Origin of the sequence: Paenibacillus filicis (genome assembly GCF_038070315.1) — a bacterium.
Classification (GTDB): Bacteria; Bacillota; Bacilli; order Paenibacillales; family NBRC-103111; genus Paenibacillus_G; species Paenibacillus_G filicis.
The window spans coordinates 23,792-46,370 of the sequence record NZ_JBBPCC010000005.1; the positions used below are offsets into that span (position 1 = coordinate 23,792).

The window sequence follows — 22,579 nt, forward strand, 5'->3', positions numbered from 1 at the left end:
TATGGAACACAGGCTGCTGGAATACTTCCTGGCCGTCTGCCAGGAGCTTCACTTTACGAAAGCGGCGGAGAAGCTGGGCATCAGCCAGCCGACCCTCAGCCACCAGATCGCGCTGCTGGAGCAGCGGGTCGGGGCGCCTTTATTTCTGCGAATGGGGAAGAAAATTCATATCTCCGAAGCGGGCGAAATTTTGTACCGGCATACGGTGAAAGCCTTCCATGAGCTGGAGCAGGCCCAGCTCGCCATCGACGGGCTGCGCGGTCTGCAGCGAGGGCGGTTGCGCATCGGCTGCTCGGGCAACCACCTGCTGACCTCCTCGCTGATCAGCTTCCACGAAGCGTATCCCGGCATCGAGCTGTCGGTCACGGAGCTTGCGACAGAGGAAACGCGCGAAGGCCTGCTGTCCAACCGGCTCGATATCGGTGTCGTCTTCCTCCCGCTGAAGGACGAGCTGCTAGACAGCATCCCGCTGCTGCACGAGACGCTGCAGCTCGTCGTCTCCTCCGGGCATCCGCTGTTCCACGCGGACTCCGTGAAGCTGACCGAGCTGCAGAGATATCCGGTCGTTCTGATGCAGCCGAAATTTCTGGTCCGGCAGATGATCGATGCTTCCTGTATGGAAGCCGGCTTCTCCCTGCGGCCGCAGGCTGAGGTGTCTACGCTGGACTCGCTGCTTGAGCTCGCCAGACGGGGAATCGGCGGCGCCGTAATGCCCGCCTCCTACCTGCTCAGGCTGCAGGACGACCGGGTCCGGGCGCTGCCGATTACCGATCCGATACCGGGCAAGCAGATCGGCGTCGTCTATCGCAGGGATCTGTATCCGGGTGCGTCCACAACGGCTTTTATCAAGCATCTGGTCGCGCAGTTCGAGTCCAGCCGATTCACGTAGCAGATCTGGGAACCATCCTCTGACTCGGCCATGCTATCGGAATCGGGAGGCAACCACGCTTGATATCGCTCCCTCTCAGGGGCGTTACTCCTATTGCTTGACAAACCGGTCCCGGTCCCACCGGTACGTTTCGTCAATCGTAGAGCCTTTGGCATTATCGTAATAGCTAATCTTGAAAGCACCCTTCCCCGTCTTCTCGAGCGGCACCGAGTACCGGCCCTCGCTGCTGCTGATAAACAGTTCATGGGAAGACTGAAGGCCCAGCTCCTGGATACACTTCTCAGTCTGATTCAAGGTAAACATTCGATAGACGTTACCATTGCTCGAGCCGTATTGTCCAATCACGAAATCCAAATTTCCATCGTCATTGTAATCATCCGTATGGATGGAGAATACTTCGTTGAACGTCATCGACTCCGTATGAAACGGCGCATTTAGACTAAGCGAATGCACTTCCTTGCCGGATTCATTGAGCCATTGAAGACGGAACTCACCCTCCCAGTTCTTACCCATGAATGGTCCGGGACTGGTCCAATCCTCGAAATAACGGCCTTTCACAAGTGTAACGCTGAGCTTGTGCCCGTTCGGCAGCTCGGTACGGGATACCGACATCGGCCCCTGAACGGAAATCGCGGGCTCCTCGGCTGGTACCTTATCGCTTGCCGCAGCCCCCGCAGCCAAGTGTGCGCCCGGCTCTATCTTGCCGCAGCCAGCGAGCAGCAGTGTGCAGATCATCAGAACCACCGGATATTTGACCATCGTCTCTCCTCCTAGTCGGTTACAGTCTAATTTGCATATGAACTTTGGCGATGCGGTTGTTCCTATCATCGTTCATCTCCCTGATTTCATAAGGGACACTACATCGTACAAATTACCATACGCCGCCAATTGACCTGATGCCGTAATCACCGTGGCCCCCCGGCGACGGCTGGCCACATTCCTCCAGCACGGAAGGATCGACCGGATACGTTCCACGCTGGTAATAAAAACAATTCGCGTTCATTCTCGGGAAATCCTGCAAGATCTGTAAAGTCAGCGGGTTGTACCGGTCTTCTGCAATCCTTACCTAGAGGCACTTATCTATTTTTAAACCATGTAGAGTGGAGGTTGAATCCTTACCTGGAACATTTATGGGCCATCCTCACAAAAAAAAGCAGCGGCGGGGCTGTCCCTGCTCGCTGCTTCTGTTGCTGCCGCCGCTTATGTCTGTCACTGGATGGCGTCCGTGCCTCAACTTTCAACTCAGACTTCGATTCTTTTCAGCGGCTTGGACGCCGGGCCCTCCAGCACCTCGCCCTTGTAATCGAAGCGCGAGCCGTGGCACGGGCAATCCCAAGACCGCTCGCCCTTATTCCAATTGACCTCGCAGCCCAGGTGCGTGCATGTCGTATCGACCACGTACAGATTCCCTTGAGGGTCTTTGTATGCGCCCGCGCGTTTTCCATCCACCTGCACCACGCCACCTTCATCCAGGCCCAACTGGTCTGCCTCTCTGCTGCCAGCTTCCAGTTTGCCCTTGATCAGATGCTTGGCTACATCGGCATTTTCCGTAATCAAGGTTTGAAGCCCGGGGACGGCCTTGAAGCGCGATGGCGTGACCAGCTCGCCATAAGGATTCGGTCGGCCCAGCAGCTGATCCCGGAGCAGCAGCGCGGCTGCGGTTCCGTTGGTCATGCCCCATTTTCGGAACCCGGTCGCTACCCAAATATTGCTGTGACTCGACGTAAGCGGGCCGACATAAGGAAGCTTGTCCAGCGTCACCCAATCCTGTGCGGACCAGCGGTAAGCGATGGACTCCACGCCCAGCGTCTGCCTGGCGAATTGCTCGAGATGCCTGTAATGCTCGTCCATCTGCTCTCCCTGGCCCGTTTTGTGCGTATCTCCGCCGATGAGCACATACGGCTCGCCGCCTATCGTAACAGCCCTCAGCGAGCGCTTGGGCTCGTCCGCACTGAGGTACATCCCGCCTGGATACTCCGAGGACGGCTTTACCGCCAGGATATACGAACGCTCGGAATGAATCCGTGTGAAGTACAGCCCCAAACCGTCATAAAACGGATAGTGAGAGCTCGAAATGACATGGCGACAGGTTATCCGCTTCCCCTCCATCGTGGATAAAACAGGCCGCTCGCCCTCCTCCACCTGCTCCGCGATCTGGGTATGCCCGAAGATGAAGCCGCCCGCAGCCACGATGCGTTCAACTAGGCCATTCATATAAGCCATAGGATGAAACTGCGCTTGACCGGCTAGCCGGAGAGCCTTATGCGCCTGGAAGGGAAGCGGGACATCGTCAAGCTCCTCCACGGGAATTCCGAGCTGGCGGTATGCCTCGTACTCCTGTTGGAGCTGTCCTGCGCCTTTGACCGTCTGGGCGTAGAGATAAGCGTCTTCCTCCTGCCAGTCGCACCGGCCTGGAAGCTCGGCAGCCGTGCGCCGCATAAACTCCAGCGCTTCGCGATTGGCTTTGTAATATAACGCGGCCTGATCCACACCGAAGTTGTCGATCAGCTCGCGATAGATCAGATCATGCTGGACCGTCACCTTGGCCGTGGTGTGTCCCGTCGTACCGCTTAGAATCTCATGAGCGTCCAATAGTGCGACGCGATGACCCTCAGCCGTAAGCAGGTAGGCGAGTGTGACCCCCGTGATGCCTGCCCCCACAATCGCATAATCGACCTCCAGGTCCTCCTTCAGCGGGGGGAAGGAACGGGGAGGGGCCGAGTCCAGCCAATAGGACTTGGAATATTCGGGTAACACACTTTCCGTTGAAAAAGGATTCAGTTTCACCGTATTTCGCTCCTCGCAAGCATGAATAGACATTCTCTCTATACAGGCTTGCCATATTGGGCCGGAGCTAATCCGTATAGAAGGAGGCTGTGGAGGAATTAATTCAACATTTCTCTCAGGATGGACGACAATCCGACTTTCGCTACGCCAAATACCGGGATGACCTCTTCCGCGCCGTAACCTTCACACCGACTCAGCTCATACGTATAATGCTCCTTTGTCTCGGTCCGGCTGAACGAGCGGCATGTGTAGGTCGTCTTGCCAGCCGTTCCGCTCCACGCGTCTCTCGTAGTATCGACCGTCCAGGTGATCTTGCCGCCGGTAGACTGGATGTCATGAATAATCGGCCCGCTGTCTATCGTAGTCTGAATCAGCATCACGTTGTCTCCGTGCCCCCGCTGGAACCGGTCCGCTACTTGGTTAAGTCGGTTGATCTCGGCCGCATTAAATCTCGTCAGAATATCATTGTCCGGCGGAGCGGACAGACGGAGCAGGCACAGCGTCAACGCTCCTGCAAGGACAGCTATCACCGCTAGTAACAGCCATGCGGCTCTTTTCGTTTGCCATGCGTTCATGAATGAAGCACTCCTTTCCCAGGACGTCATCTCCTGTACGGTCCCGTCTTCAAGCACAAACAAGCCGTCTTCAGACAGGATGAAGAACGGTTGAACGCTCCTGCATCCCGGAAGACGGCTTGTTTCACTTGAAGATAAGCGGATACATCCGGTTCTTACGCACTCAGCGCTGACCGGCCAGCAGGCTGATAACCTCGTCTTGACCCGGCAGTGCCACAACAGCTCCCTTGCGGGTCGTGGTGAGGGCGGCGGCGGCATTCGCGAAATCCAGCATCTGCCGGATGTCTTCCGTCCCGATGCCGTCCGCCTTCAGCCCGCGGACATGCAGCTGGTACAGCAGTGCGCCGATGAAGGCGTCTCCGGCACCCGTCGTGTCCGCCACGCGAACGGCATGGCCGGGAACAGCAATGCTGCCGTCTGCGTTGTACCACACCGCTCCGGCCGCTCCCTTCGTATACACCACATGGCGCACATCGCCTGTGAATAACGAAGCGATCGCAGCCTCCTCGTCCTTAAGGCCGGTAATAAAGCTCAACTCCTCGTCGCTGATCTTCACGATATGGGCTCCAGGAAGAAATTCGAGAATCGTCTGCCTGCACGCCTCCGGGCTCGTCCACAGCGGCAGCCTCACATTCGGATCGAAGCTGATCAGCCCGCCTGCATCCTTGACAGATTGAATCGCGGCGCGATGTGCGTATTTGACCGGTGCTTCGATCAGATCAACGGAGCAAAAATGCAAAATATCCCCCGCCTCAAAAGCAATCCCAGACACCTCCTGCTCCGTCAGCAGCATATCCGCGCTCGGATTGCGGTAGAACGAGAAATCGCGGTTGCCATCGCTGCTGAGGCTGACGAAGGCCAGACCCGTTCCCGCCTCCCCAGTACGGAGCACATGGCTTACGTCTACCCCCAAGCCATCCAGCGTCTCGACCAGAAAATCGCCGAAGGCATCGGTACCCAGCTTGCCGATAAAGCCGCTGCGCCCGCCCAGCTTCGCTACCGCACAAGCCACATTAAACGGCGCACCGCCGGCCGCCTTCTCAAACCCCGTCACCGCCTTCAGCGGAACCCCCTTGTCCGCAGGGATGAAATCAATCAATGCCTCGCCTATCGTGTAAACGCTACCCATTATGCGTACCTCCTCTGTGTATCACCGGGCTACCAACCGGTCCATCCCTATTCAAGGAGAAGTATATCGTCTGCATGAACTCTGCGTCAATCCGCAAGCCCCCGACCTAAAAGCTCCTTCTTGCACGCATTGGAATGTATATGAAAAAAAGCATAACATGAATATAATAGAAATAAATCCCATCAAGGACGTGAAGCCATGGAATGGTTCGAGAAATTCCGGGAAGAGATGAACGTCGTGTTTGCCCAGGCAGAGCAGATTGTGGCCCGTTTTCCCCCTCCCTACCATCAAAGCGGGCAGCATTATCTGGACCAATTCACCGTGCTCAAGGAAACCAGCAGCAAAAATTATATTTGCTACCTGCTCCCTTACTGGCTGCAGAATCTGACGGGTCTGGACACCGGAATCAACCGGCGTCTGGCGCTGGGCAGCGTTTTCGGGATGCTGTATTATTTCATCATCGACGATTTGATGGATTCCCCCACTCCCGACTGCCGGGAGAAGCTGCCGCTGGGACATCTGTTTCATTACGAATTCCTGAGCATCTTCCGCGAGCTGTTCCCGGCGGCTGACTCCCCGCTCTGGCATGCATACCGGACCTTCGATGCCCAGTGGGCGGAAGCACTCGTGCGGGAGAAGGACAGCCTTGCCATGCAGGACAAGCCCCTAGCGCTTGCGCATAAGGCTGCCCCTGTCAAGCTGACCGCAACCGCCGCTCTGCTCCTGGCTAACCGGCCGGAGCTGCAAGGCGAGCTGAATGCCAGCATCGATCGCGTACTGGTCACCCTGCAGCTCGCAGACGACTGGACGGATTGGGAGGCGGACTTGCTGGAGGGCAATTACAATGCGCTCCTTGCATTGGCATCCCCATCCCTTGCGGCAATTCATTCTCTGTCCGCCGACAATATCCGCAAACTGATCTACGACGGTGATCTGGCGGATCGGTATGTCCGGCTGGCCCAGGAGTACCGGATGCAGGCTGCGGAGACGCTGAGCCTGCCCGACCTGCAGGCCTTCCACGACTTCCTGATCGATAGTATGGACCGGGATGCCACACGTATCCGAGAAGCCCAAGACAGCCTGACTGCCGGTGGATTATTCTATTATCTATCAAAAAATTTACAAAATAGATAGATATTTGTAAAATAGTATGCTATATTTTATTTGGGATAATTACCCAAATTCCGAAGCAGGGGTGACTCGTAATGATGACGCCAGAAGAGTTGAAGAACAAGATCATTCGCTTGACGTGGGAAGACGAAGGTTTTAAAGCCCGCCTGTTGGCCAACCCAAGAGCTGCAGTGAAGGAAACGTTCGGCATCGAGATCCCGGCCGACTTCAACGTTCAGGTTTTGGCGGAAACGGACACCCAGTTTTATTTGGTTCTCCCCAAAGAGCCTTCTACCGTGCTGGTAGGCGGTAATAATGAACCTAGAGCAGGTTGGTAAGCGATAATAAAATGATGATAAAAAGAAGGGTGCGAAGGTGCCCTTCTTTTTTGACTTCACCCCTCCTTTCTCTATGCTCTCACACCTATCGGACAGGTTATCTGTGAGCCGCAACAGTGCCTCGGAGGCAAGCCGTCAGCATTCCCGTCGTATTCATGCCAGACCTGCCTCTGCTTCTTGCAGCATCAATTCACTCCTTTTTCTTCCTCTAAGGCGGGAAACGTAAGGATCACTTCGGTCCCGCTGCCTTTGTCACTCAAAAACTCAATCGTACCCTGCATCACCTCGATAATCCGGAATGTCACCATCAGACCAAGCCCGGTCCCCTTCGTCTTGGTGGAAAAATACGGCTCACCCAGCCGGGCCAGCTCGGAAGCATCCATCCCCTCACCCGAATCCCGGATGTGGATGCGCACATCCCCGTTCCTATCATAGGCCCAGATGTCGATTTTGCCGGGCTGCTTCATCGCCTCGATGCCGTTTTTGATCAGATTGATCATCGCTTGCTTGAACTTGGAGGAGTTGCCCTGGATATGAAGATCACCTGGAATATGCAGTTCGACCTCTCCCCCGCTTAGTCTGGCAAGTGGAATGATGATCCCCTCGATCTGCTTCAGCTCGCTCTGTACATGCAGACTTGTGAAGTTATCCAGCTGCGGCTTCGCAAAGGTCAGGAAGTCAGTGATGATGTCGGAGGCCCGGTCCAGCTCGGAGATTGCCAGATGCATGAATTCCTTCTCCTGCTCTATTACCTTCAGCGACAGAAGCTGCAGAAAGCCCCTCGTCACCTGCAGCGGGTTGCGGACCTCATGCGCGATGGAGGCGGCCAGCTCGCCGATGACCTCCAGCTTGTCCGAGCGCTGCAGTTGATTGTTATACAGCTCCACTTCCTTGGAGTAATTCACGATCTGCTGATAATAATCGCCCAGCCGGCGGCCCATGATAACAATCAGCGAAATCACGAAGAAGCTGATTCCCCATTTCCACAGCATCAGTTCATAGTTGCCCTTCGTCATATAGAAATTCGCCATATCGCCAATGACCGACGAGGCCAGCAGCAGGGAGCCGAAAGCGAAGATACGAGCGTCGCGATTCCCTTTTCGGGCATAAAAAAGGGTGGACACCGACAGTAAGAGAAACTGGACGACGATCATCACTCCCATCAACGTCACAGAAATCAAGTAATACAGCTGGAAATAAGCGGAAGGATCCGACCGCTCCACGAGAAGAACGACAATCCCTAGCACCGAATAGATCATCTGTATATTGCGCCATGCCCGTATGGAACCCCGATAACCGCTTCCAATTACTTTCTCGAAGAAATACGTCACCGCCGGCAGGATAGTGAATAAGGACAGGTCGAACAAGCAGGACAGTAAGTAGCCGTATTGCTCATACTTCGATTGGGTATAGGAAGAATACGTAATAAACAGGATGCCGGCCAGGCCGACGATGGCTGTCAGCAGCAGCCAGGTCGAAGCGGATTGCGTGCGTCGCAGGAAGATGGAGCAGCAGAGCATCGTGATCGCAACGAACACGAAGGAGCTGCCTATGATCACGCTCTCTATATTTTCATCGAGCAATCCCCTCAGCTCACTATACTCGCCGAACAAGACCGGCTTGCTGAGTCCGATCTGAGCCTTAGGCGATTCCAGCCATATGTATAAAACTTTCCCCATATCCTCTCGGGTAATCGGGAGCAGCAGATTGTTCGTATCGAAGGAATGATCGCGCATCGACCTGTAGATCAGCTGATCCGACAAATACATGACGACATCTTGTGCATAGACATGATTCACCAGCAGCACCGGATGGACCGCTTCAAAGGTAGGAATCTGTACCTTCACCCAGATGGACGGCGAAGACTCCGGGTCGCGGGAAATCCGGTTTTGAACCGATCCCGCCGACCAGTAGCTGGAGTACCGGACGTCATGAAGCGTCAATGCCAGAGAAGCTCTGCCTCCTTCATGCCACTGCCACTGGGACACGCTGATCGCATGGGCCGGATGGGCATGCAGCTTTATTTGATTGAGGATAAATCCGACAGCCATAATCCCCAGGATCGTGAAGATAAGAATAATTCCTCCCCGTTTGCCCATAGAACACCCCTACAGTTGAGATGTTCAAACAATTCGACAGTATTCTAGCGATATCCTTCAAATATTTAGTTGATATTTATAAATTTACCCATATTCATAAATAACTTATCCCTCCACTTTCCCTGGATTCTAGCCCTTGCCCCTCCTAAGCCCCCGGGTCACACTGGAGACAACAAGCAGAAGAAGGGGCAGCACAACCCCGAAGATGAGCGATAACGGCGCCCAGTTCCGCCCCAGGTAATCCTTGATAAAGATCGTATTCGGGTAGCACATCAGAGACATGACGATCATCCCCAGACCGAGCGGCAGGACAAGCACCTTCTCCTCCTTGAACCGCAGCAGCTGGACGAGTCCGTGAACCGAAGCGTGAAAGGTCAGAACAATTTTAAAAAAGATGGAAATGACCCAAATCGAAATCATAATCCCTTCCACCCGTTCAAAAAAGTGCCCAAGACTAATATTTTTCGCAAGCGTATAGGCCGGAAATAACTGATTAGTCGTTAGAGTCGTACCCAGCACGGTAATGCTGCCCAAGGTAGTAAGGACTAGAATCGCCCCTCCCAGCACCACACCGGTAACAAAAGCGCTTTTGCGGCCCGGCTTCCGGGCCACATACGGATAAAACATCAGCATGACGATCATTTCCTGCAAGCCCCAGAAGCTGAACGAGCCTCGCATAACCGGAGACCAGCCATATTCGAGAAATGGCAGCAGCAGATTCCATTGAAATTTGGGGATCAGCGGGAGGATCAGAATCGTGAAAAGCAGCAGCGTCCAGGGAAAAAACAAAACGGCTGCCCGCGTATACACGGCCAGGCCCAATCTGACCGTCATAACGACAACCAGAACAAACATCATCTGCAGCACTTCCATGGGCGTTTCCTGCATGATTTGAGAGGTCAAAAAGTACCCCAGGTCTCCAACCATCAGGGAAGCCAGTAAAAAGAAAAACAATACAAAGCCGAGAGCTACGGCTTTGCCGATCCACTTGCCCAGTATCGTTTCGCAGTACTGGACAAGCGTCTGCTGGGGAAACCTCTCTCCAAGCCTGACATACAGGAAAACGGCGGCCACATTCATCCCCACTCCGATGATGCAGGCGAGCCACGCATCCTGCTTGGCGTCAAAGGAAAGAGCCGAAGGTGTGATGAGGATGGACGTGCCGATCATAAAGAAGGTGACCAGTACGGCAAACGCACGGACGTTCAGGACAACCGGTTTCTCCATACATCGCATTCCTCTCAGTGAAATAGGCCATACAAAGCGGAGGGATAAGGACCCATCGCCTGCTCAATCCATTGCAGCGGATTGGGCAGCTTCACCTCCAGACTCTCGGCCACGCATAGGACCGTTACCGACAGAGTAATCAGGGATAGGAAGCCGAGCTCGACATATCTCCGTTTCCGGTATAGTCCTGGAACCTCTATCGCCAACACCCACGCCAGCATCCCGGCAACGCCAAAGAGCAGCCACATCCAGATCCCCCCTATTCCCTGGTCTCATGCTTGATCGATTGCATAGTCGTTCCCATACGCCGGATGTTCGTATCGCTACGCACTTGGAACTTGGCATTCATAAATTCGTCATCCCATGTCTTAATCCCATGCCAGGCCTTGGGAAACTTGCGGTGGAAAACATCTCCGAACCCGTAGATATCCGTTTTGAACTGCTTCTGCACTTTGCGGATGGATGCTTCCACCAGCTCGTTAAGCTTGGCATCGCTGATTTTTTTCAGCTCTGAGACAGCGGAGGACTTGGACAAATCCATATCGCACTCTACATCCGCGATATCCTGCTCGATTTTGATCGAGATATCGAATAGGGGAACCCCCTTCTCCATGCTGACGTCGATGCTCGAATCTGCACGAATTGCCTGCATGGTGATCTCCCCGCTCCCGCCGGGGCAAGAGATCGTTCCTGTCGTTTGGGTTACCGTGTTTTGGACATAATTCAGGGCTTTGATATCATTTTCCTCAAGCCAGCCGACCATGCGGTCTTCCTTGAATACAGCCATACCGACATAAGTCAGCAGCACCAGCGGGTCGACGGATTGTCCATTAGAGAGCTTATCTCCCTGACTTCTCTTTCCGAGGATCTCGATGCCTGTCAGGGTCGGCGATTTTCCTTTGGTACCCAGCTCCTGTATGAGCCGGTTCAAGGTAATGCTGCCTGTTGCAGCCCATAATTTACTCGACGTTTCCAGCTTGGTAAACATATTGTTGGACGGAATCGGATCCATCGCGCTGTTCATCTTCAGCACCTCCGAGGCGCTAACCCGCCGGGCGACGACGAGAAAAAAGTCCGTGCGGAGCTCCATGTTCCGCGAGAGGAAATCCAGCGGACTGCCGACGCCCTCCCTGGCCACATCCTCTCCAATGATCACCATGCGCAGATGGGCAAAGTATAGCCGCCTCGGGGCCTTGACCGTCATGCGCGCCAACGCTTCGGGAACCGTTTTACCGGTCTCTTCATAGGTGACGACCGGACTGGCGTTGCTCATGCTGCTTTTCTTGACCGCCACTTGACCTGGATTGACGATTTGGACAGTCAGCTTGAACTGATCTCCCGCTTTGTCCAGCCCCAGGCCCACCACAATACTGATATTATTCAGTTCCCGACGGCTCCAGCAGCCGCTCAGCAAGCCGGTTATGATCAGCAGTAAGAGCCCGCAGACGATCGCTCGCTTCATAGGAACTCCTCCTTACCGGCGTTTCTGGCGAACGAGATTTTTCTGGCGAAAGATCCGAGGCCTTGTAATTAGGTTAGGGAAACGCAGCCGCAGGACGGTATCCTTCTGGTCCGAGAGATGGAAAGGAGCGAGCGGCGCCGTGTAAGGAACACCCATAGAAGATAAGCTGCACATATGGATGACGATCGCGATAACTCCCATAAAGATTCCGAACAGGCCGAAGGAAGCCGCCAGCATCATCAGAAAGAAACGGATGATCCTAACTGTAATCCCCAGATTGAAGGACGGCAGAACAAAGTTCGAAATCGCGGTAATGGACACGACAATGACCATCGCTGCGCTGACAAGCCCCGCTTCGACCGCCGCCTGGCCGATGACGAGGGTACCTACAATTGAGATGGACTGCCCGACCGTCCGGGGCATTCGCACGCTGGCTTCCCTCAAAATTTCGAAGGTGACCTCCATGATGATGGCCTCGACAAAGGCTGGGAAGGGCACGCCCTCCCGCTGGCTTGCCAAGTTGTACAAGAGCGTAGTGGGCAGCATCTCCTGGTGGAACGTAGAGATGGCGATGTAAAAGGATGGTGTGAATAGTGCCAGGCCGAAAGCCAAAAAACGAAGCATCCGAATCAAACTGGAGAAATCGGCCCGTTGATAATAATCCTCGCTCGATTGAAAAAATTGGGTAAATACCGCCGGAACGAGCAGCGCGAACGGCGTCCCGTCGACCATGATCGCGATCCGGCCCTCCAGCAGGCCTGCCGCAATTACATCCGGCCGCTCGGAGTTGAAGATGGTGGGAAACGGCGTAAGCTGCTTGTCTTCGATTTCTTCCTCAATATAATTGCTCTCCAGCACGGCATCGATATCAATCTTAGACAAGCGCTGCTTGACCTCTGCCAGCGCCTCCTCGTTGACGATATCCCGGATGTAGGCAACCGCCACATCCGTATGGGTCAGGCGGCCGACGGTCATCGTCTCGATCCACAGACTTCGGTCCTTGATTTTCCTGCGCAGCATCGCCGTATTCCAGCGAAGCACCTCGGTAAACCCTTCCCGGGGGCCCCGGACGACAGACTGGACGTTCGGCTCCTCGACCGTACGAGCGACGATATCCTGGGTCCCTACAGCGAGGCCACGGTCGCATCCGTCCAGCAGAACCACACTGTCGCCGGACAGAAAGAACTCATACAGTTCCTCAAAGGTAGCTATCTCTTCTACGAACCCTATGGGAATGACCTGATTCTTGCAATGTTCGAGCAGCTGTCCAGCCGTTCTGTGCGGCTGCTCGCCACCGGAGCCGGTAAGCAGGGTATGCAGCATAGGATCGATATGGGAAATTCCTTCCACATAAATAATCGCGGCTGCAATGAAGCGGTCTGGACCGGCTCCAAGCTGCAGCTCGCGGATGACGATGTCTCCGCTGTTCCCGACCTCCGCCCGGATCTGCTTGAGATTCGTTTCAAGCTGAAGAAACAGCTGCTGCTCTTCGCCGCTTGATGGGTTGTCCTTCACGACATTCACCTGCTTCCAGATCATAGGAGCATGATTTATCAGATATTTTCTGCATATTTTTCTAAATTATTCATATTGATAAACGCCTCGGCCCGGCTTCCTGTCTTCCTCTGCACAAAAAAAGCCTGACGGACTGCTCCGTCAGACTTCTATTCGTTAGGTGGACCCTGCATGGGCCGGGTGATGATGAAGCCAGTCCAGCATCTCGTCCAGCGTGCGCACCGGCACGATGTTCAAGGCCGGAGCCCCCTTGCGTGCATCCGCCTCCTGCCCGGCCGGAACGAAGAACACGTCGGCTCCCGCTTGCTCCACGGCATAGGCCTTCTGCTCGATACCGCCGATCTTGCCCACGGCGCCGTCGGCTCCGATCGTGCCCGTGCCGGCGACACGGTTCCCGTTGGTGACGCCTCCAGGTGTCAGCTGATTGATCAGAGTAAGAGCTAGCACTGCACCATGGGAAGGGCCTCCCTGGTAGACCAGGTATGAGCGGTAATCTACTTGCTTGGGCAGATCAGCCTGAACAAGCTCCTCGACCTGAATGCCGAATACCGCACGCTTGGGCGCGTCCTCGCTCTCCTTGGTCTTCAGCTTAACCTCCAGCCGCTCCACTCCGCGCAGCAGCTGCACAACCGCCTCCGTTCCCGGCTGAATCGTCTGCATCTGCGCCGCCAACCCGGCGGATGAGGTGACTGGCTGCCCCTGAACCGCGGCCAGCTGATCGCCAGGCTTCAGCAGGCCGGCTGCCGGGCTGTTAGCCGGTACGCCGACGACCTGTACGCCGGTGGGCACGACGCCCTTTCCGATGCCGAGCTTGCGGAAGGCGACGGCGCTGCCGATCTTATTGGCATCGGTCCGCTGCAGGTTGGCCTGCTGCTGGGCCTCCCCAATGGTGATGCGCGTATCCCGCTTCTCGATAAGGACATGCGGCAGCAGAGCTGCATACAGCCAGTCGACCGGGAAGGCGGGACGCTCGATCACCAGAACGCCCTCAATCGACCCCCGTGGTTCGCCCCCTTCTACTTGGGCATAGCGGTTCATATTCAGCGTAAAGCCAGGCGAGATAACCTGATACGGGGTCGGCCAGAATAAACCCGCTGATGCCGCAGCGATCAGGCCGATGACCGTCAGACTGCGCCGGAGCCACCCGGCCCCCGCCCTCTTCTCCGCGAGCAGCAGATCGGTCAGCGTCAGCAAGCAGGCTAGGCCGGCCAGCAGAATCACAGCGAACAACCGGCTGGCGTCTGCCAGCAGCACGAATGCGGCACCTGCGCTGCTAAGCAGGACAAGCCCCGGCAGGACCCGGGCATACCCCCTGCTGCCGCGCAATCGACTGACCGCACCTGCGCACCAGAGCAGGGGTACGAGTGCCGTGAGCCAGACCAGGCGCTGCAGCTGATCAATCCAATACATGTCTCCCTGCCGGATCGGATCGCCGACCCACACGATCTCCCCCAGCACGGCTAATCCTGCAGCCAGCACATATCCGCTGATATACCATCGGCTCGATAAGCTTTTCAAGCGTCAACGCGCCTCCTTCTCCGTTCTTCCTGTTCTTATCCTATTGTAAATCCGCTCCGTACACGGATCAAGCCAACGCTCCTAGGCATCGGCACCTGCACAAAAGCCGCTCTCTCGGAAACGGACATAACCGGGACAAACGTTCCATATAATGGTAAGAATAAGGTAAACTATGCCAGGTAAGGAGGCACGTGTCCATGCCAAGCCAGGATTACTTGGTGGACGAAGCCGCTTCGTTCATCAAGGCTTGCTACGGAGAGTTGAATAAAACCGTAAGCGAAACCAAGGAAAGATTGTGGGAAGTTTGCCGGGATATTGAAGAGTCGGGCTCCTATACACATACCTACGAGGAGCTGGCGCATGGTGCGCGCATGGCGTGGAGAAACAGCAACCGCTGCATCGGACGCCTGCCATGGAACTCGCTCAAGGTATTCGATGCCAGAGAAGCCCAAACCGAGGAGGATATGGCCGGACTGCTCTTCGAGCATCTGCGGATCGGCTACAACCAAGGCAAGATTAGACCGTGCATCACTATCTTCCGCCCGGCAGACGCCGGCAGTGACGGTCCGATCCGGCTATGGAACCAGCAGCTAGTCCGCTATGCCGGCTACCGGACCGATCAGGGCATTGTCGGCGACCCCGCCTCGGCGGACTTGACCGAGGCCTGCCTCCGGCTAGGCTGGAGAGGGACCGGGACCCCCTATGATATCCTCCCTCTCGTCATCCGCATCGGGGACCGGGAGCCCCGGTGGTTCGAGCTTCCTCGTGAATCGGTGATCGAGGTGCCGATCCGGCATCCGGAGCTGGCGTGGTTCGAAGAGCTGCGTCTCCGCTGGTATGCGATGCCCTTCATCTGCGACATGCTGCTCGAGATCGGCGGCATCCGCTATACGGCGGCACCGTTCAACGCCTGGTACATGGGCACCGAGATTGCGGCCCGCAATCTGGCGGACCCGGACCGGTACAACGTGCTGCCGAGGCTTGCCCTGAGGATGGGGCTCGACACCTCGACGCATGCCACGCTGTGGAAGGATAAGGCGCTCGTCGAGCTGAATTTGGCCGTCCTGCATTCCTATCACGAGGACGGTATCAGCATGGTCGATCACCATACGGCCTCCGACCAGTTCAAGCGGTTCGAGCATAACGAGAAGCAGCGGGGCCGCACCGTGACCGGGGACTGGGGCTGGCTGATTCCGCCGGTCTCTCCCGCAACGACCCATATGTATCACAAGGATTACGACAATGCCGTGCGCAAGCCGAATTATTTCCGCCAGCCCTCCGCCCTTCCTTAAGCGGCGGATCTTTCATTCAGGAGGTTTCCTTCCATGCTCGGTACGTTCTTTTCCTACGTCTTTCTCGGCATCTCCATGTCCGCGCCCATCGGACCAATCAATGCCGCCCAGCTCGACCAAGGGCTGCGGAACGGGTTCTGGCACGCTTGGGCTATCGGCCTCGGCGGGCTGTTCGCGGACGTGCTCTACATGGCGCTGGTGTATATGGGCGTCGTAACCTTCATCGAGACGCCGCTCGTCCAGACCAGCCTGTGGCTATTCGGCAGTCTCGTGCTGTTCTACATGGGTATCGAGACGCTGCTCCGGGCGAGCAAGCCCGTCGAGACTTCCGGCCGGGGCAAGATCAGCATACGGCGCTCTGCACTAACCGGCTTCTTCATGTCCGTGTCCAGTCCGCTGACCATTCTGTTCTGGCTCGGCATCTTCGGCTCTGTGCTCGCCAAAACCGTCTCCTCCCTGGATACGGCATCGATGCTCCTGTACAGCGGAGCGATCGTCATCGGCATCCTGCTGTGGGATGTCGTGATGGCACTGCTGGCCAGCGTATTCCGCAAACGCCTGTCGGCCAGAGCCGTCTTCCTGATCTCGATGCTGTCCGGTCTCTCGCTCGTCGCCTACGCGCTGTACTTCGGATGGATGGCAGCCCGCGCGATCTTCGGTTAGAGCAGTCGTGGCACAAGCCAAAAGCCGCTTTTCAACTCGCTTAAGAGTCGGGAAGCGGCTTCAGCTTTATCCACGGTTACTTTTCCAGGTCCGGGCCGCTGCGGCTTGGCTCGACAGGCTGCGGAACGCCGTACTGGATACGTTCCAACCCATACCCCGGGCATACGGGCTGTCCGGTACGGCGACCCCCGGCCTACTGGGCGTGTACCTCCATATGGAATACGGATAAAAACTTGCGCACGTTAATCCGGCACTTGGTGGTCTTCTCATCCTGCTCCAGCTCCTGCATACGCACCCGCACCTCCTGGAAGTCGAACAGCCGGGGGGCGAAATGTTCAAAGGTCGGATTGCCGTAATCCGACAACCCCAGCGACGACAGATGCGTGAACGCCTGCAGCACCATCCGGCGAATGCGCTGCTCCATTGCGCGGATCTCACGCTGGATGTCCGCCGGGTTATTTAGTTGCTTCTGCACCGTCTGGACATAAATTTCTTTTAATTGAAGCTCATACAGCAGTTCACCTCCGCGCTCCTCCTGGCCGAGCCACTGCATGATCAGCAGCAGGTCGGGTGCCCCCGCTTCCCCGGCTATGCCGAGCTGCAGCATCAGCTGCCGCACCTTCTGCTCCAGCGTCTGCTGCTCATACGAGCTGTAGCTGTGGGCGCCGCCCGGCTCGCTGCTGCCCCTCCCCCCGGCAACTGCGCCGTTCGGCTGCTCGGCAGCCGCGCCGTCAAGCATCTGCAGCGACTTGCGGATCGAGTGCAGGGAGACGGCCAGCGAGATGTGGTTGGCCACCCGCTTCAGCACCGAAAGCACCTCCAGCCGGTTGATCGGCTTATGGATGAACGTATCGATCCCCTGCTGGTAAGCCTCCCCGATCATCTCCTTGTTCTCTACCTGGGAGATCATGATGAAGCGTCCGGCGAAGCCGCCCGTCTGCAGCTTTCGGATCGTCTGGATGCCGTCCATGCCCGGCATCAGCAGATCGATCAGCACGACGTCGATACCGTACAGCTGGTCGCTTGACACCAGCTCGCCGTCCTCAGCCTGGCCGGCAACCTCGCCGAGCCCGCTCTCGTTGATTATCCGCTCCAGCATACGCCGCACCACAGCATCGTCTTCAATCAGGAAGATTCGCAGCATCGGAAGCCCTCTCCCCCTTCAATAGTTGATTGGTCGGCACCTTGACCTCGAAGCAGGTTCCGCGTTCGCCGGGAATAATTCCGATGCTGCCCCGTAGATCGTCCACAATACTCCGGGCATGCGTCAGGCCAATGCCTGTCGAGGCATTTCCTTCCTCATCGTATTTGGTCGTATACCCGGATTGGAAAACCCATTCCTGCTCTTCCGGCGGAATCCCCGGGCCATCGTCCGTTACCCGAAATACGAGATCGGGGCCCACCAGCCTGACCACCAGTCCGACCTGCCCCTGCCGACCGCTGGCCTCGACGGCATTGGCAACGAGATTATTCAATACGGACAACAGCTCGTAAATCTGTGACGTCGTCAGATCCACATCGCACGCCTGGTAAAACCCAATCCGCTTGCCGATCATCTCCGCGTACTTGCGATTGGTGTTCATCACCAACTGGCATAGCTCGGCAATCGAGATCCGGGCGGCTAGCTGCTCCTGGTTCATCAGCTTGGAGAGGCCGGCCAGGATGCGCTGGGAATCCTTCTTCACCTCATGCACATGCTCCGCGACACGCAGCGCGACGGGGGCATCCGGATGCTCGCCCTCCCCCAGCCGCCGGTAGAGGCGGTAGCTCTCCCGCGTAATTTCCTCCAGATGGGCCATCGATTTGCGCAGATAGAACGCTTCCTCGTACAAATTCGTGTTGATCATCCGCAGCCGCTCCAGCTCCTGCTGACGGAATTCCCCGACTGCGCGGACCTGCCGGATGGAGAAATTATTGAACAGGCCGACGACGAACAGGCTGCGCAACGACCCGAACAGCAGCAGTAGCGACAGGCTCTGCCATGTAGGCTCGATCGGGTCTCCCATCGCTTGCCGCACCAGCAGCTCGACCAGATTGGACACAAAATCAATCGTCGTCCCGATCAGACCAACCCGGAACGGAAACTCCAGATGACTGCGCGCATGGCTGAGGTAGAGCAGCAGCGTGAAGCTGATGTAAAAGCCCGCCGAAGGCAGATGAACATGCAGGCTGTCCTGCAGATCTATCCCATACAACAGCGTATCGAGACCTGTGCGGAAGCACAGAATGAACATGCCTGTCAGCAGCCCCGTCGAGATGACAGGCACCGAGCGGAACCACAGCAAGCCGAAGAAAAACGCCGCAATCCCTAGCGAGAAGCGGAAGGAGCCTCCGAACGGATTCACCTTCATTTCCCCGAAAAAAGCGGATGCCACCATAATAATGCCCAAAATCAGCAGTCGTTCCCGCACGTAGGCCCTCTCTTCTCGTTCATTTAGGTAGGAGACCTTCCTAGAAAAAGGAAGACCTCCATTTCTATTCTACTAGAAAATGGCGGCCTTGAGCTCCAGAAAAATTAGGAAGTGCGTTTTTCCAGCCGCCGTGACAGCACGGACAGCGCGTAATTAACCGCGAAATACATCAGTGCCACCGCCACAAATATCGGGATGACGTAATTCACATTGCGACCGTTAATAATCTGGGCATGATTCATCAGCTCCGGCAGCGCGATCACGACAGCCAGCGAAGTATCCTTCAGCAGCGAGATGAACTGGCTGACCAGCGGGGGCACCATCCGGCGCAGGGCCTGGGGCAGGATAATATGCCACAGCGTTTGCATGTAGGTAAGCCCGGACGAGCGTGCCGCTTCCACCTGTCCTTTGTCCACCGACTTCAGGCCGCTCCGTACGATCTCGGAGATCATCGCCGATTCGAAGATCACGAGCGCCAGAATGGCCGCGAACATCTTCTCCAGTTTGAAGCCGATCTCCGGCAGCGCGAAGTAAGTGAAGAAAATGATCAGCAGCAACGGCAGATTGCGGACCGTCTCCACCACCAGCACGACCAGCCAGGAGACCACCGGAATCTTCGCAAACCGCAGCACGCCCAACACGACCCCGACGATAAAGCTGAACACAATCGCGTAGAAGGCCACCTCCAGGGTGATCCCGAATCCCTGCAGCAGAAATCTCAAATGGTCGGGAGCATAGGCACCTATAAAATCCATCGGTCTCCCTCCTTCATGTTAGCGGTTAATTTCCAGGCGGCGCTCCATGTAGCCGACCAGCAGGCTGAGCGGGATCGTCAACACGAGATAGAACAACCCGATGAAAATGTACACGTCAAAGGTAATAAAGGTCTGCGTCGATACGATATCCCCGAAGTACATCAGATCGAGTCCGGCGATCACGCCGAGAATCGAGGAATTTTTGACCAAGTTGATAAATTGGTTGCCGATCGGAGGGATCACGATCTTGATCGCCTGCGGTAAAATAACATGAAGCATCGCCTGAATATAAGTCAGACCCGACGATCGGGCTGCCTCCATCTGTCCGGCCGGCACCGACAGGATGCCTGCGCGGACGGTCTCTGCGATGAAGGCCGCTGTATATACGGTCAGTCCAAGTGTCCCCGCCGTGAACGGATCAAGCAGGATGCCAAGTGTCGGCAGACCAACGAAAAACATGAACACAACCAGAATCAGGGGGATGTTGCGGACAAATTCCACATAAGCCGTTCCCAGCACCTTCAGCACCCGGTAAGGCGAGATACAGAACACGGCGAGCACGGTGCCTAGCACAAAGCTGCCGATCAGCGCCAGCACGCTTGCCTTGACCGTGTTGCCGAACCCCTCCGCATACATCCCCCAGTGCCCGGTCAGCACGTTAAGATCAAGCATGCGCCCAGCTCCCCTCTGCGTTACTTCTTAGGTTTCGAGCCGATCCACTTCTCATAGATCTTGTCATACTCACCGTTCGCCTTCAGTTCCTTGAGCGTATCGTTGACAGTTTTGACGAACTCCTCGTCGCCTTTCTTGATCGCAATCCCATAAGGCTCCTCAGTGAAGGTTCCCTCGGTCACGCGGAAGTTCGGATCCTGCTTAGCCATGCCGTAGAGCAGCGCATTGTCCGTCGTCAGCGCATCGCCCTGTCCCGCCTTCAGCGCCGTGAAGGCCTCCGCGTAGTTCTCGAACTCCAGCACGGAGGATTCCGGCGCCTGGGCCCGGATATTCGCCGCCGACGTGGAGCCCTTGGCGGTGACGACTTTGGTTCCCTTCTTGATATCCGCGATTGATTGGATCGGGCTATCCTTCTTCACCAGGAACGACTGCCCCGCCATGAAATAAATATCCGAGAAGTCGACTTCCTTCCTCCGGTCCTCGGTAATCGTCATTGTGGCGATGATCGCATCAATCTCGCCGTTGCGGAGCATCGGAATCCGCGTCTTGGACGTGACCTCCTTCAGCTCGATTTTGTTCTCGTCACCCAGCACCTTCTTGGCAATCGCCTTGGCGATGTCGATATCGAAGCCCTCGACCTTGCCTGAGCCCGGGTCTTTGAGACCGAACAGGTTCAGGTCATATTTGACCCCGACCACGAACTTATCACGCTTCTTGATCTCGCCCAGCGTACCGGATGCCGCCGATGAGACCGGTGTGCTCCCTCCCGGCTTACCGGTTGCCGCCGGCTCAGTGCGCGTACATGCCGTCAGTGCCGTAGCTCCAAGAATAACGACCAGACCGAGTCCTGTCAGGCTCTTCCATGTTTTCTTCATGCTTCATCCACCCTTTTCTATGAAATTGTGAAAGCATCTGCCGCTTAATGATTCAGGATACGGCTGAGAAACAACCGCGCCCGCTCCTCGCGGGGCTCGGCATAAAAGTCCTTCGGATGCGCCTCCTCCAGAATACGCCCCTGATCCATGAACACGATCCGATCCGCCACTTCCCTGGCAAATCCCATCTCATGGGTGACGACGACCATCGTCATCCCTTCCTTCGCCAGCGCCTTCATGATGTCGAGCACCTCGCCGATCGTCTCCGGGTCAAGCGCTGACGTCGGCTCGTCGAACAGCATGACCTTGGGCTTCATCGCCAGCCCTCTCGCGATCGCGACCCGCTGCTGCTGTCCGCCCGACAGCTGCGCCGGATAGCTGCCTGCCTTGTCGGCAATGCCGACCTTCTGCAGATCATGCATCGCCGTCTCCCTGGCCTGCGCCTCCGGGATGCCGAGTACCTTGACGGGGGCCAGCGTGATGTTCTGAAGTACCGTCTTATGGGGATACAGATTGAAGTGCTGGAACACCATGCCGATCTCACGCCTCAGTTTGTTCAGATCCGTGTTGCGGTCGCTGACCTTGGTCCCGTCCACGATCAGTTCCCCGCTCGTAATCGTCTCCAGCTGATTGATGCAGCGTACGAGCGTACTTTTCCCGGAGCCCGAGGGACCGATAACGACTACCACTTCTCCCGCTCGGATGTGCAGATTGATGTCCTTCAGCACATGGAAGCTGCCGTAATGCTTTTGCACCTGATGAAAACTGATCAAGCGGTTCCCCTCCTTTGTTACAGGTTCGTGACGTTTTGTTGAAGGTTTTGTGAAGTCATTGTAAAAGCCAGCCTACAGGTTTCTACCGGAAACGACGAAAGAATATTCTGAGTATTTCGACAGGCATGCCAAAAAGGGAGGCTTGTGCCCCCTCGGGATGAACTTCGTATAGATAGTTCTTGTTAGCTTTCCATAACTTTTTCAGTCTTTCTTAGCATAGCTCCATCTGCCCAGTATTCAAATTCCATGAGAGCGCCTCCTTTGACTATGCAGGCCAATGCCGGCCTTTCTTACAGTCCGTCGATCATCTCAGCAAGGATTTTCTGTCTTCGTATTTCATCTACACCGAAAGAATGATAACGAATGCACTCTAGAGCTACAGTGCTATGTTTTTGTCAGAGGGCTGGCGTCCGTTATCAATTTAGCGCCCCAGGCGGACGGACCGATGTTTGATTCCAAGCAGAATGGAATCGACCTTCCCCGCTTCTA

Annotated in this window: 22 protein-coding genes; 5 read left to right on the forward strand and 17 right to left on the reverse strand. The window is 56.1% G+C overall.

All coding sequences use genetic code 11. From position 1 onward, the window contains the following. Window position 1: 1 nt before the first annotated feature. Window positions 2-889: a LysR substrate-binding domain-containing protein gene (locus WMW72_RS09510; protein ID WP_341415207.1), complete on the forward strand. Its 888-nt coding sequence runs from the start codon at window positions 2-4 to the stop codon at window positions 887-889. A gap of 90 nt (window positions 890-979) precedes the next feature. Here the strand turns inward: WMW72_RS09510 and WMW72_RS09515 are convergent, their stop codons facing one another. The 5 genes from WMW72_RS09515 to WMW72_RS09535 form a co-directional block, all read right to left on the reverse strand. Beyond that, window positions 980-1,648 (reverse strand): hypothetical protein, encoded by a 669-nt coding sequence (locus WMW72_RS09515; protein WP_341415208.1) that lies wholly within the window; start codon window positions 1,646-1,648, stop codon window positions 980-982. A 112-nt stretch (window positions 1,649-1,760) separates the two neighbouring features. Further along, a complete protein-coding gene (locus WMW72_RS09520; protein WP_341415209.1) occupies window positions 1,761-1,892 on the reverse strand; it encodes a hypothetical protein in 132 nt (43 codons plus the stop codon). Window positions 1,893-2,131: 239 nt separating this feature from the next. Next, complete coding sequence (locus WMW72_RS09525; protein ID WP_341415210.1) at window positions 2,132-3,676, reverse strand: FAD-dependent oxidoreductase; 1,545 nt, start codon at window positions 3,674-3,676, stop codon at window positions 2,132-2,134. A 98-nt stretch (window positions 3,677-3,774) separates the two neighbouring features. Next, window positions 3,775-4,251, reverse strand: a complete 477-nt coding sequence (locus WMW72_RS09530; protein WP_341415211.1) for a DUF4362 domain-containing protein — start codon at window positions 4,249-4,251, stop codon at window positions 3,775-3,777. A gap of 163 nt (window positions 4,252-4,414) precedes the next feature. Further along, window positions 4,415-5,380: a carbohydrate kinase family protein gene (locus WMW72_RS09535; protein ID WP_341415212.1), complete on the reverse strand. Its 966-nt coding sequence runs from the start codon at window positions 5,378-5,380 to the stop codon at window positions 4,415-4,417. Window positions 5,381-5,578: 198 nt separating this feature from the next. On the opposite strand from WMW72_RS09535, the gene WMW72_RS09540 reads away from it, so the two are divergent. Both WMW72_RS09540 and WMW72_RS09545 read left to right on the forward strand, forming a co-directional pair. Beyond that, entirely contained in the window at window positions 5,579-6,514 is a 936-nt protein-coding gene (locus WMW72_RS09540; protein ID WP_341415213.1) for a hypothetical protein, read from the forward strand. A 71-nt stretch (window positions 6,515-6,585) separates the two neighbouring features. After that, window positions 6,586-6,828, forward strand: a complete 243-nt coding sequence (locus tag WMW72_RS09545; protein ID WP_341415214.1) for an NHLP leader peptide family RiPP precursor — start codon at window positions 6,586-6,588, stop codon at window positions 6,826-6,828. A gap of 185 nt (window positions 6,829-7,013) precedes the next feature. Here WMW72_RS09545 and WMW72_RS09550 read toward each other — a convergent pair whose 3' ends face one another. The 6 genes from WMW72_RS09550 to WMW72_RS09575 form a co-directional block, all read right to left on the reverse strand. Next, the gene (locus WMW72_RS09550) at window positions 7,014-8,927 is read right to left on the reverse strand and encodes an ATP-binding protein (protein ID WP_341415215.1); all 1,914 of its coding nucleotides are present in this window, start codon (window positions 8,925-8,927) and stop codon (window positions 7,014-7,016) included. A 129-nt stretch (window positions 8,928-9,056) separates the two neighbouring features. Next, entirely contained in the window at window positions 9,057-10,154 is a 1,098-nt protein-coding gene (locus WMW72_RS09555) for a GerAB/ArcD/ProY family transporter (RefSeq protein WP_341415216.1), read from the reverse strand. Window positions 10,155-10,168: 14 nt separating this feature from the next. Continuing rightward, window positions 10,169-10,402 (reverse strand): hypothetical protein, encoded by a 234-nt coding sequence (locus WMW72_RS09560; protein WP_341415217.1) that lies wholly within the window; start codon window positions 10,400-10,402, stop codon window positions 10,169-10,171. A gap of 11 nt (window positions 10,403-10,413) precedes the next feature. After that, complete coding sequence (locus WMW72_RS09565; protein ID WP_341415218.1) at window positions 10,414-11,616, reverse strand: Ger(x)C family spore germination protein; 1,203 nt, start codon at window positions 11,614-11,616, stop codon at window positions 10,414-10,416. 12 nt (window positions 11,617-11,628) lie between these two features. Continuing rightward, on the reverse strand, window positions 11,629-13,155 hold the full coding sequence (locus WMW72_RS09570; RefSeq protein ID WP_341415219.1) for a spore germination protein: 1,527 nt from the start codon (window positions 13,153-13,155) through the stop codon (window positions 11,629-11,631). A 132-nt stretch (window positions 13,156-13,287) separates the two neighbouring features. Beyond that, a complete protein-coding gene (locus WMW72_RS09575; protein ID WP_341415220.1) occupies window positions 13,288-14,649 on the reverse strand; it encodes a PDZ domain-containing protein in 1,362 nt (453 codons plus the stop codon). 197 nt (window positions 14,650-14,846) lie between these two features. Between WMW72_RS09575 and WMW72_RS09580 the strand changes: the two genes are divergently transcribed. Then, window positions 14,847-15,941 carry a nitric oxide synthase oxygenase gene (locus WMW72_RS09580; RefSeq protein ID WP_341415221.1) on the forward strand — a complete coding sequence of 365 codons (1,095 nt, stop codon included), beginning with the start codon at window positions 14,847-14,849 and terminating at the stop codon, window positions 15,939-15,941. 33 nt (window positions 15,942-15,974) lie between these two features. Further along, window positions 15,975-16,604, forward strand: coding sequence for a LysE family transporter (locus WMW72_RS09585; RefSeq protein ID WP_341415222.1), 630 nt, complete (start codon window positions 15,975-15,977; stop codon window positions 16,602-16,604). Window positions 16,605-16,797: 193 nt separating this feature from the next. Here the strand turns inward: WMW72_RS09585 and WMW72_RS09590 are convergent, their stop codons facing one another. From WMW72_RS09590 to WMW72_RS09615, 6 genes are all read right to left on the reverse strand, one after another. Beyond that, entirely contained in the window at window positions 16,798-17,748 is a 951-nt protein-coding gene (locus WMW72_RS09590) for a response regulator (RefSeq protein ID WP_341415223.1), read from the reverse strand. Continuing rightward, on the reverse strand, window positions 17,726-19,015 hold the full coding sequence (locus WMW72_RS09595; RefSeq protein WP_341415224.1) for an ATP-binding protein: 1,290 nt from the start codon (window positions 19,013-19,015) through the stop codon (window positions 17,726-17,728). Before WMW72_RS09595 ends, WMW72_RS09590 begins: the two co-directional genes overlap by 23 nt. Before the next feature lie 104 nt (window positions 19,016-19,119). Next, window positions 19,120-19,770: an amino acid ABC transporter permease gene (locus tag WMW72_RS09600; protein WP_341415225.1), complete on the reverse strand. Its 651-nt coding sequence runs from the start codon at window positions 19,768-19,770 to the stop codon at window positions 19,120-19,122. 18 nt (window positions 19,771-19,788) lie between these two features. After that, window positions 19,789-20,442 (reverse strand): amino acid ABC transporter permease, encoded by a 654-nt coding sequence (locus WMW72_RS09605; RefSeq protein ID WP_341415226.1) that lies wholly within the window; start codon window positions 20,440-20,442, stop codon window positions 19,789-19,791. A gap of 20 nt (window positions 20,443-20,462) precedes the next feature. After that, window positions 20,463-21,317 carry a transporter substrate-binding domain-containing protein gene (locus WMW72_RS09610; RefSeq protein WP_341415227.1) on the reverse strand — a complete coding sequence of 285 codons (855 nt, stop codon included), beginning with the start codon at window positions 21,315-21,317 and terminating at the stop codon, window positions 20,463-20,465. A gap of 44 nt (window positions 21,318-21,361) precedes the next feature. After that, window positions 21,362-22,090: an amino acid ABC transporter ATP-binding protein gene (locus WMW72_RS09615; protein ID WP_341415228.1), complete on the reverse strand. Its 729-nt coding sequence runs from the start codon at window positions 22,088-22,090 to the stop codon at window positions 21,362-21,364. Between the last annotated feature and the right edge of the window lie 489 nt (window positions 22,091-22,579).

Excerpts from the sequence above, each read along its gene's own strand:
- WMW72_RS09530 (WP_341415211.1), bottom strand. The coding sequence starts at position 4,251 with ATGAACGCATGGCAAACGAAAAGAGCCGCATGGCTGTTACTAGCGGTG.
- WMW72_RS09540 (WP_341415213.1), top strand. The coding sequence starts at position 5,579 with ATGGAATGGTTCGAGAAATTCCGGGAAGAGATGAACGTCGTGTTTGCC.
- WMW72_RS09565 (WP_341415218.1), bottom strand. The coding sequence starts at position 11,616 with ATGAAGCGAGCGATCGTCTGCGGGCTCTTACTGCTGATCATAACCGGC.
- WMW72_RS09610 (WP_341415227.1), bottom strand. The coding sequence starts at position 21,317 with ATGAAGAAAACATGGAAGAGCCTGACAGGACTCGGTCTGGTCGTTATT.
- WMW72_RS09515 (WP_341415208.1), bottom strand. The coding sequence starts at position 1,648 with ATGGTCAAATATCCGGTGGTTCTGATGATCTGCACACTGCTGCTCGCT.
- WMW72_RS09600 (WP_341415225.1), bottom strand. The coding sequence starts at position 19,770 with ATGGATTTTATAGGTGCCTATGCTCCCGACCATTTGAGATTTCTGCTG.
- WMW72_RS09585 (WP_341415222.1), top strand. The coding sequence starts at position 15,975 with ATGCTCGGTACGTTCTTTTCCTACGTCTTTCTCGGCATCTCCATGTCC.
- WMW72_RS09570 (WP_341415219.1), bottom strand. The coding sequence starts at position 13,155 with ATGATCTGGAAGCAGGTGAATGTCGTGAAGGACAACCCATCAAGCGGC.
- WMW72_RS09520 (WP_341415209.1), bottom strand. The coding sequence starts at position 1,892 with ATGAACGCGAATTGTTTTTATTACCAGCGTGGAACGTATCCGGTCGAT.
- WMW72_RS09510 (WP_341415207.1), top strand. The coding sequence starts at position 2 with ATGGAACACAGGCTGCTGGAATACTTCCTGGCCGTCTGCCAGGAGCTT.
- WMW72_RS09580 (WP_341415221.1), top strand. The coding sequence starts at position 14,847 with ATGCCAAGCCAGGATTACTTGGTGGACGAAGCCGCTTCGTTCATCAAG.
- WMW72_RS09605 (WP_341415226.1), bottom strand. The coding sequence starts at position 20,442 with ATGCTTGATCTTAACGTGCTGACCGGGCACTGGGGGATGTATGCGGAG.
- WMW72_RS09560 (WP_341415217.1), bottom strand. The coding sequence starts at position 10,402 with ATGTGGCTGCTCTTTGGCGTTGCCGGGATGCTGGCGTGGGTGTTGGCG.
- WMW72_RS09550 (WP_341415215.1), bottom strand. The coding sequence starts at position 8,927 with ATGGGCAAACGGGGAGGAATTATTCTTATCTTCACGATCCTGGGGATT.
- WMW72_RS09535 (WP_341415212.1), bottom strand. The coding sequence starts at position 5,380 with ATGGGTAGCGTTTACACGATAGGCGAGGCATTGATTGATTTCATCCCT.
- WMW72_RS09555 (WP_341415216.1), bottom strand. The coding sequence starts at position 10,154 with ATGGAGAAACCGGTTGTCCTGAACGTCCGTGCGTTTGCCGTACTGGTC.
- WMW72_RS09590 (WP_341415223.1), bottom strand. The coding sequence starts at position 17,748 with ATGCTGCGAATCTTCCTGATTGAAGACGATGCTGTGGTGCGGCGTATG.
- WMW72_RS09545 (WP_341415214.1), top strand. The coding sequence starts at position 6,586 with ATGATGACGCCAGAAGAGTTGAAGAACAAGATCATTCGCTTGACGTGG.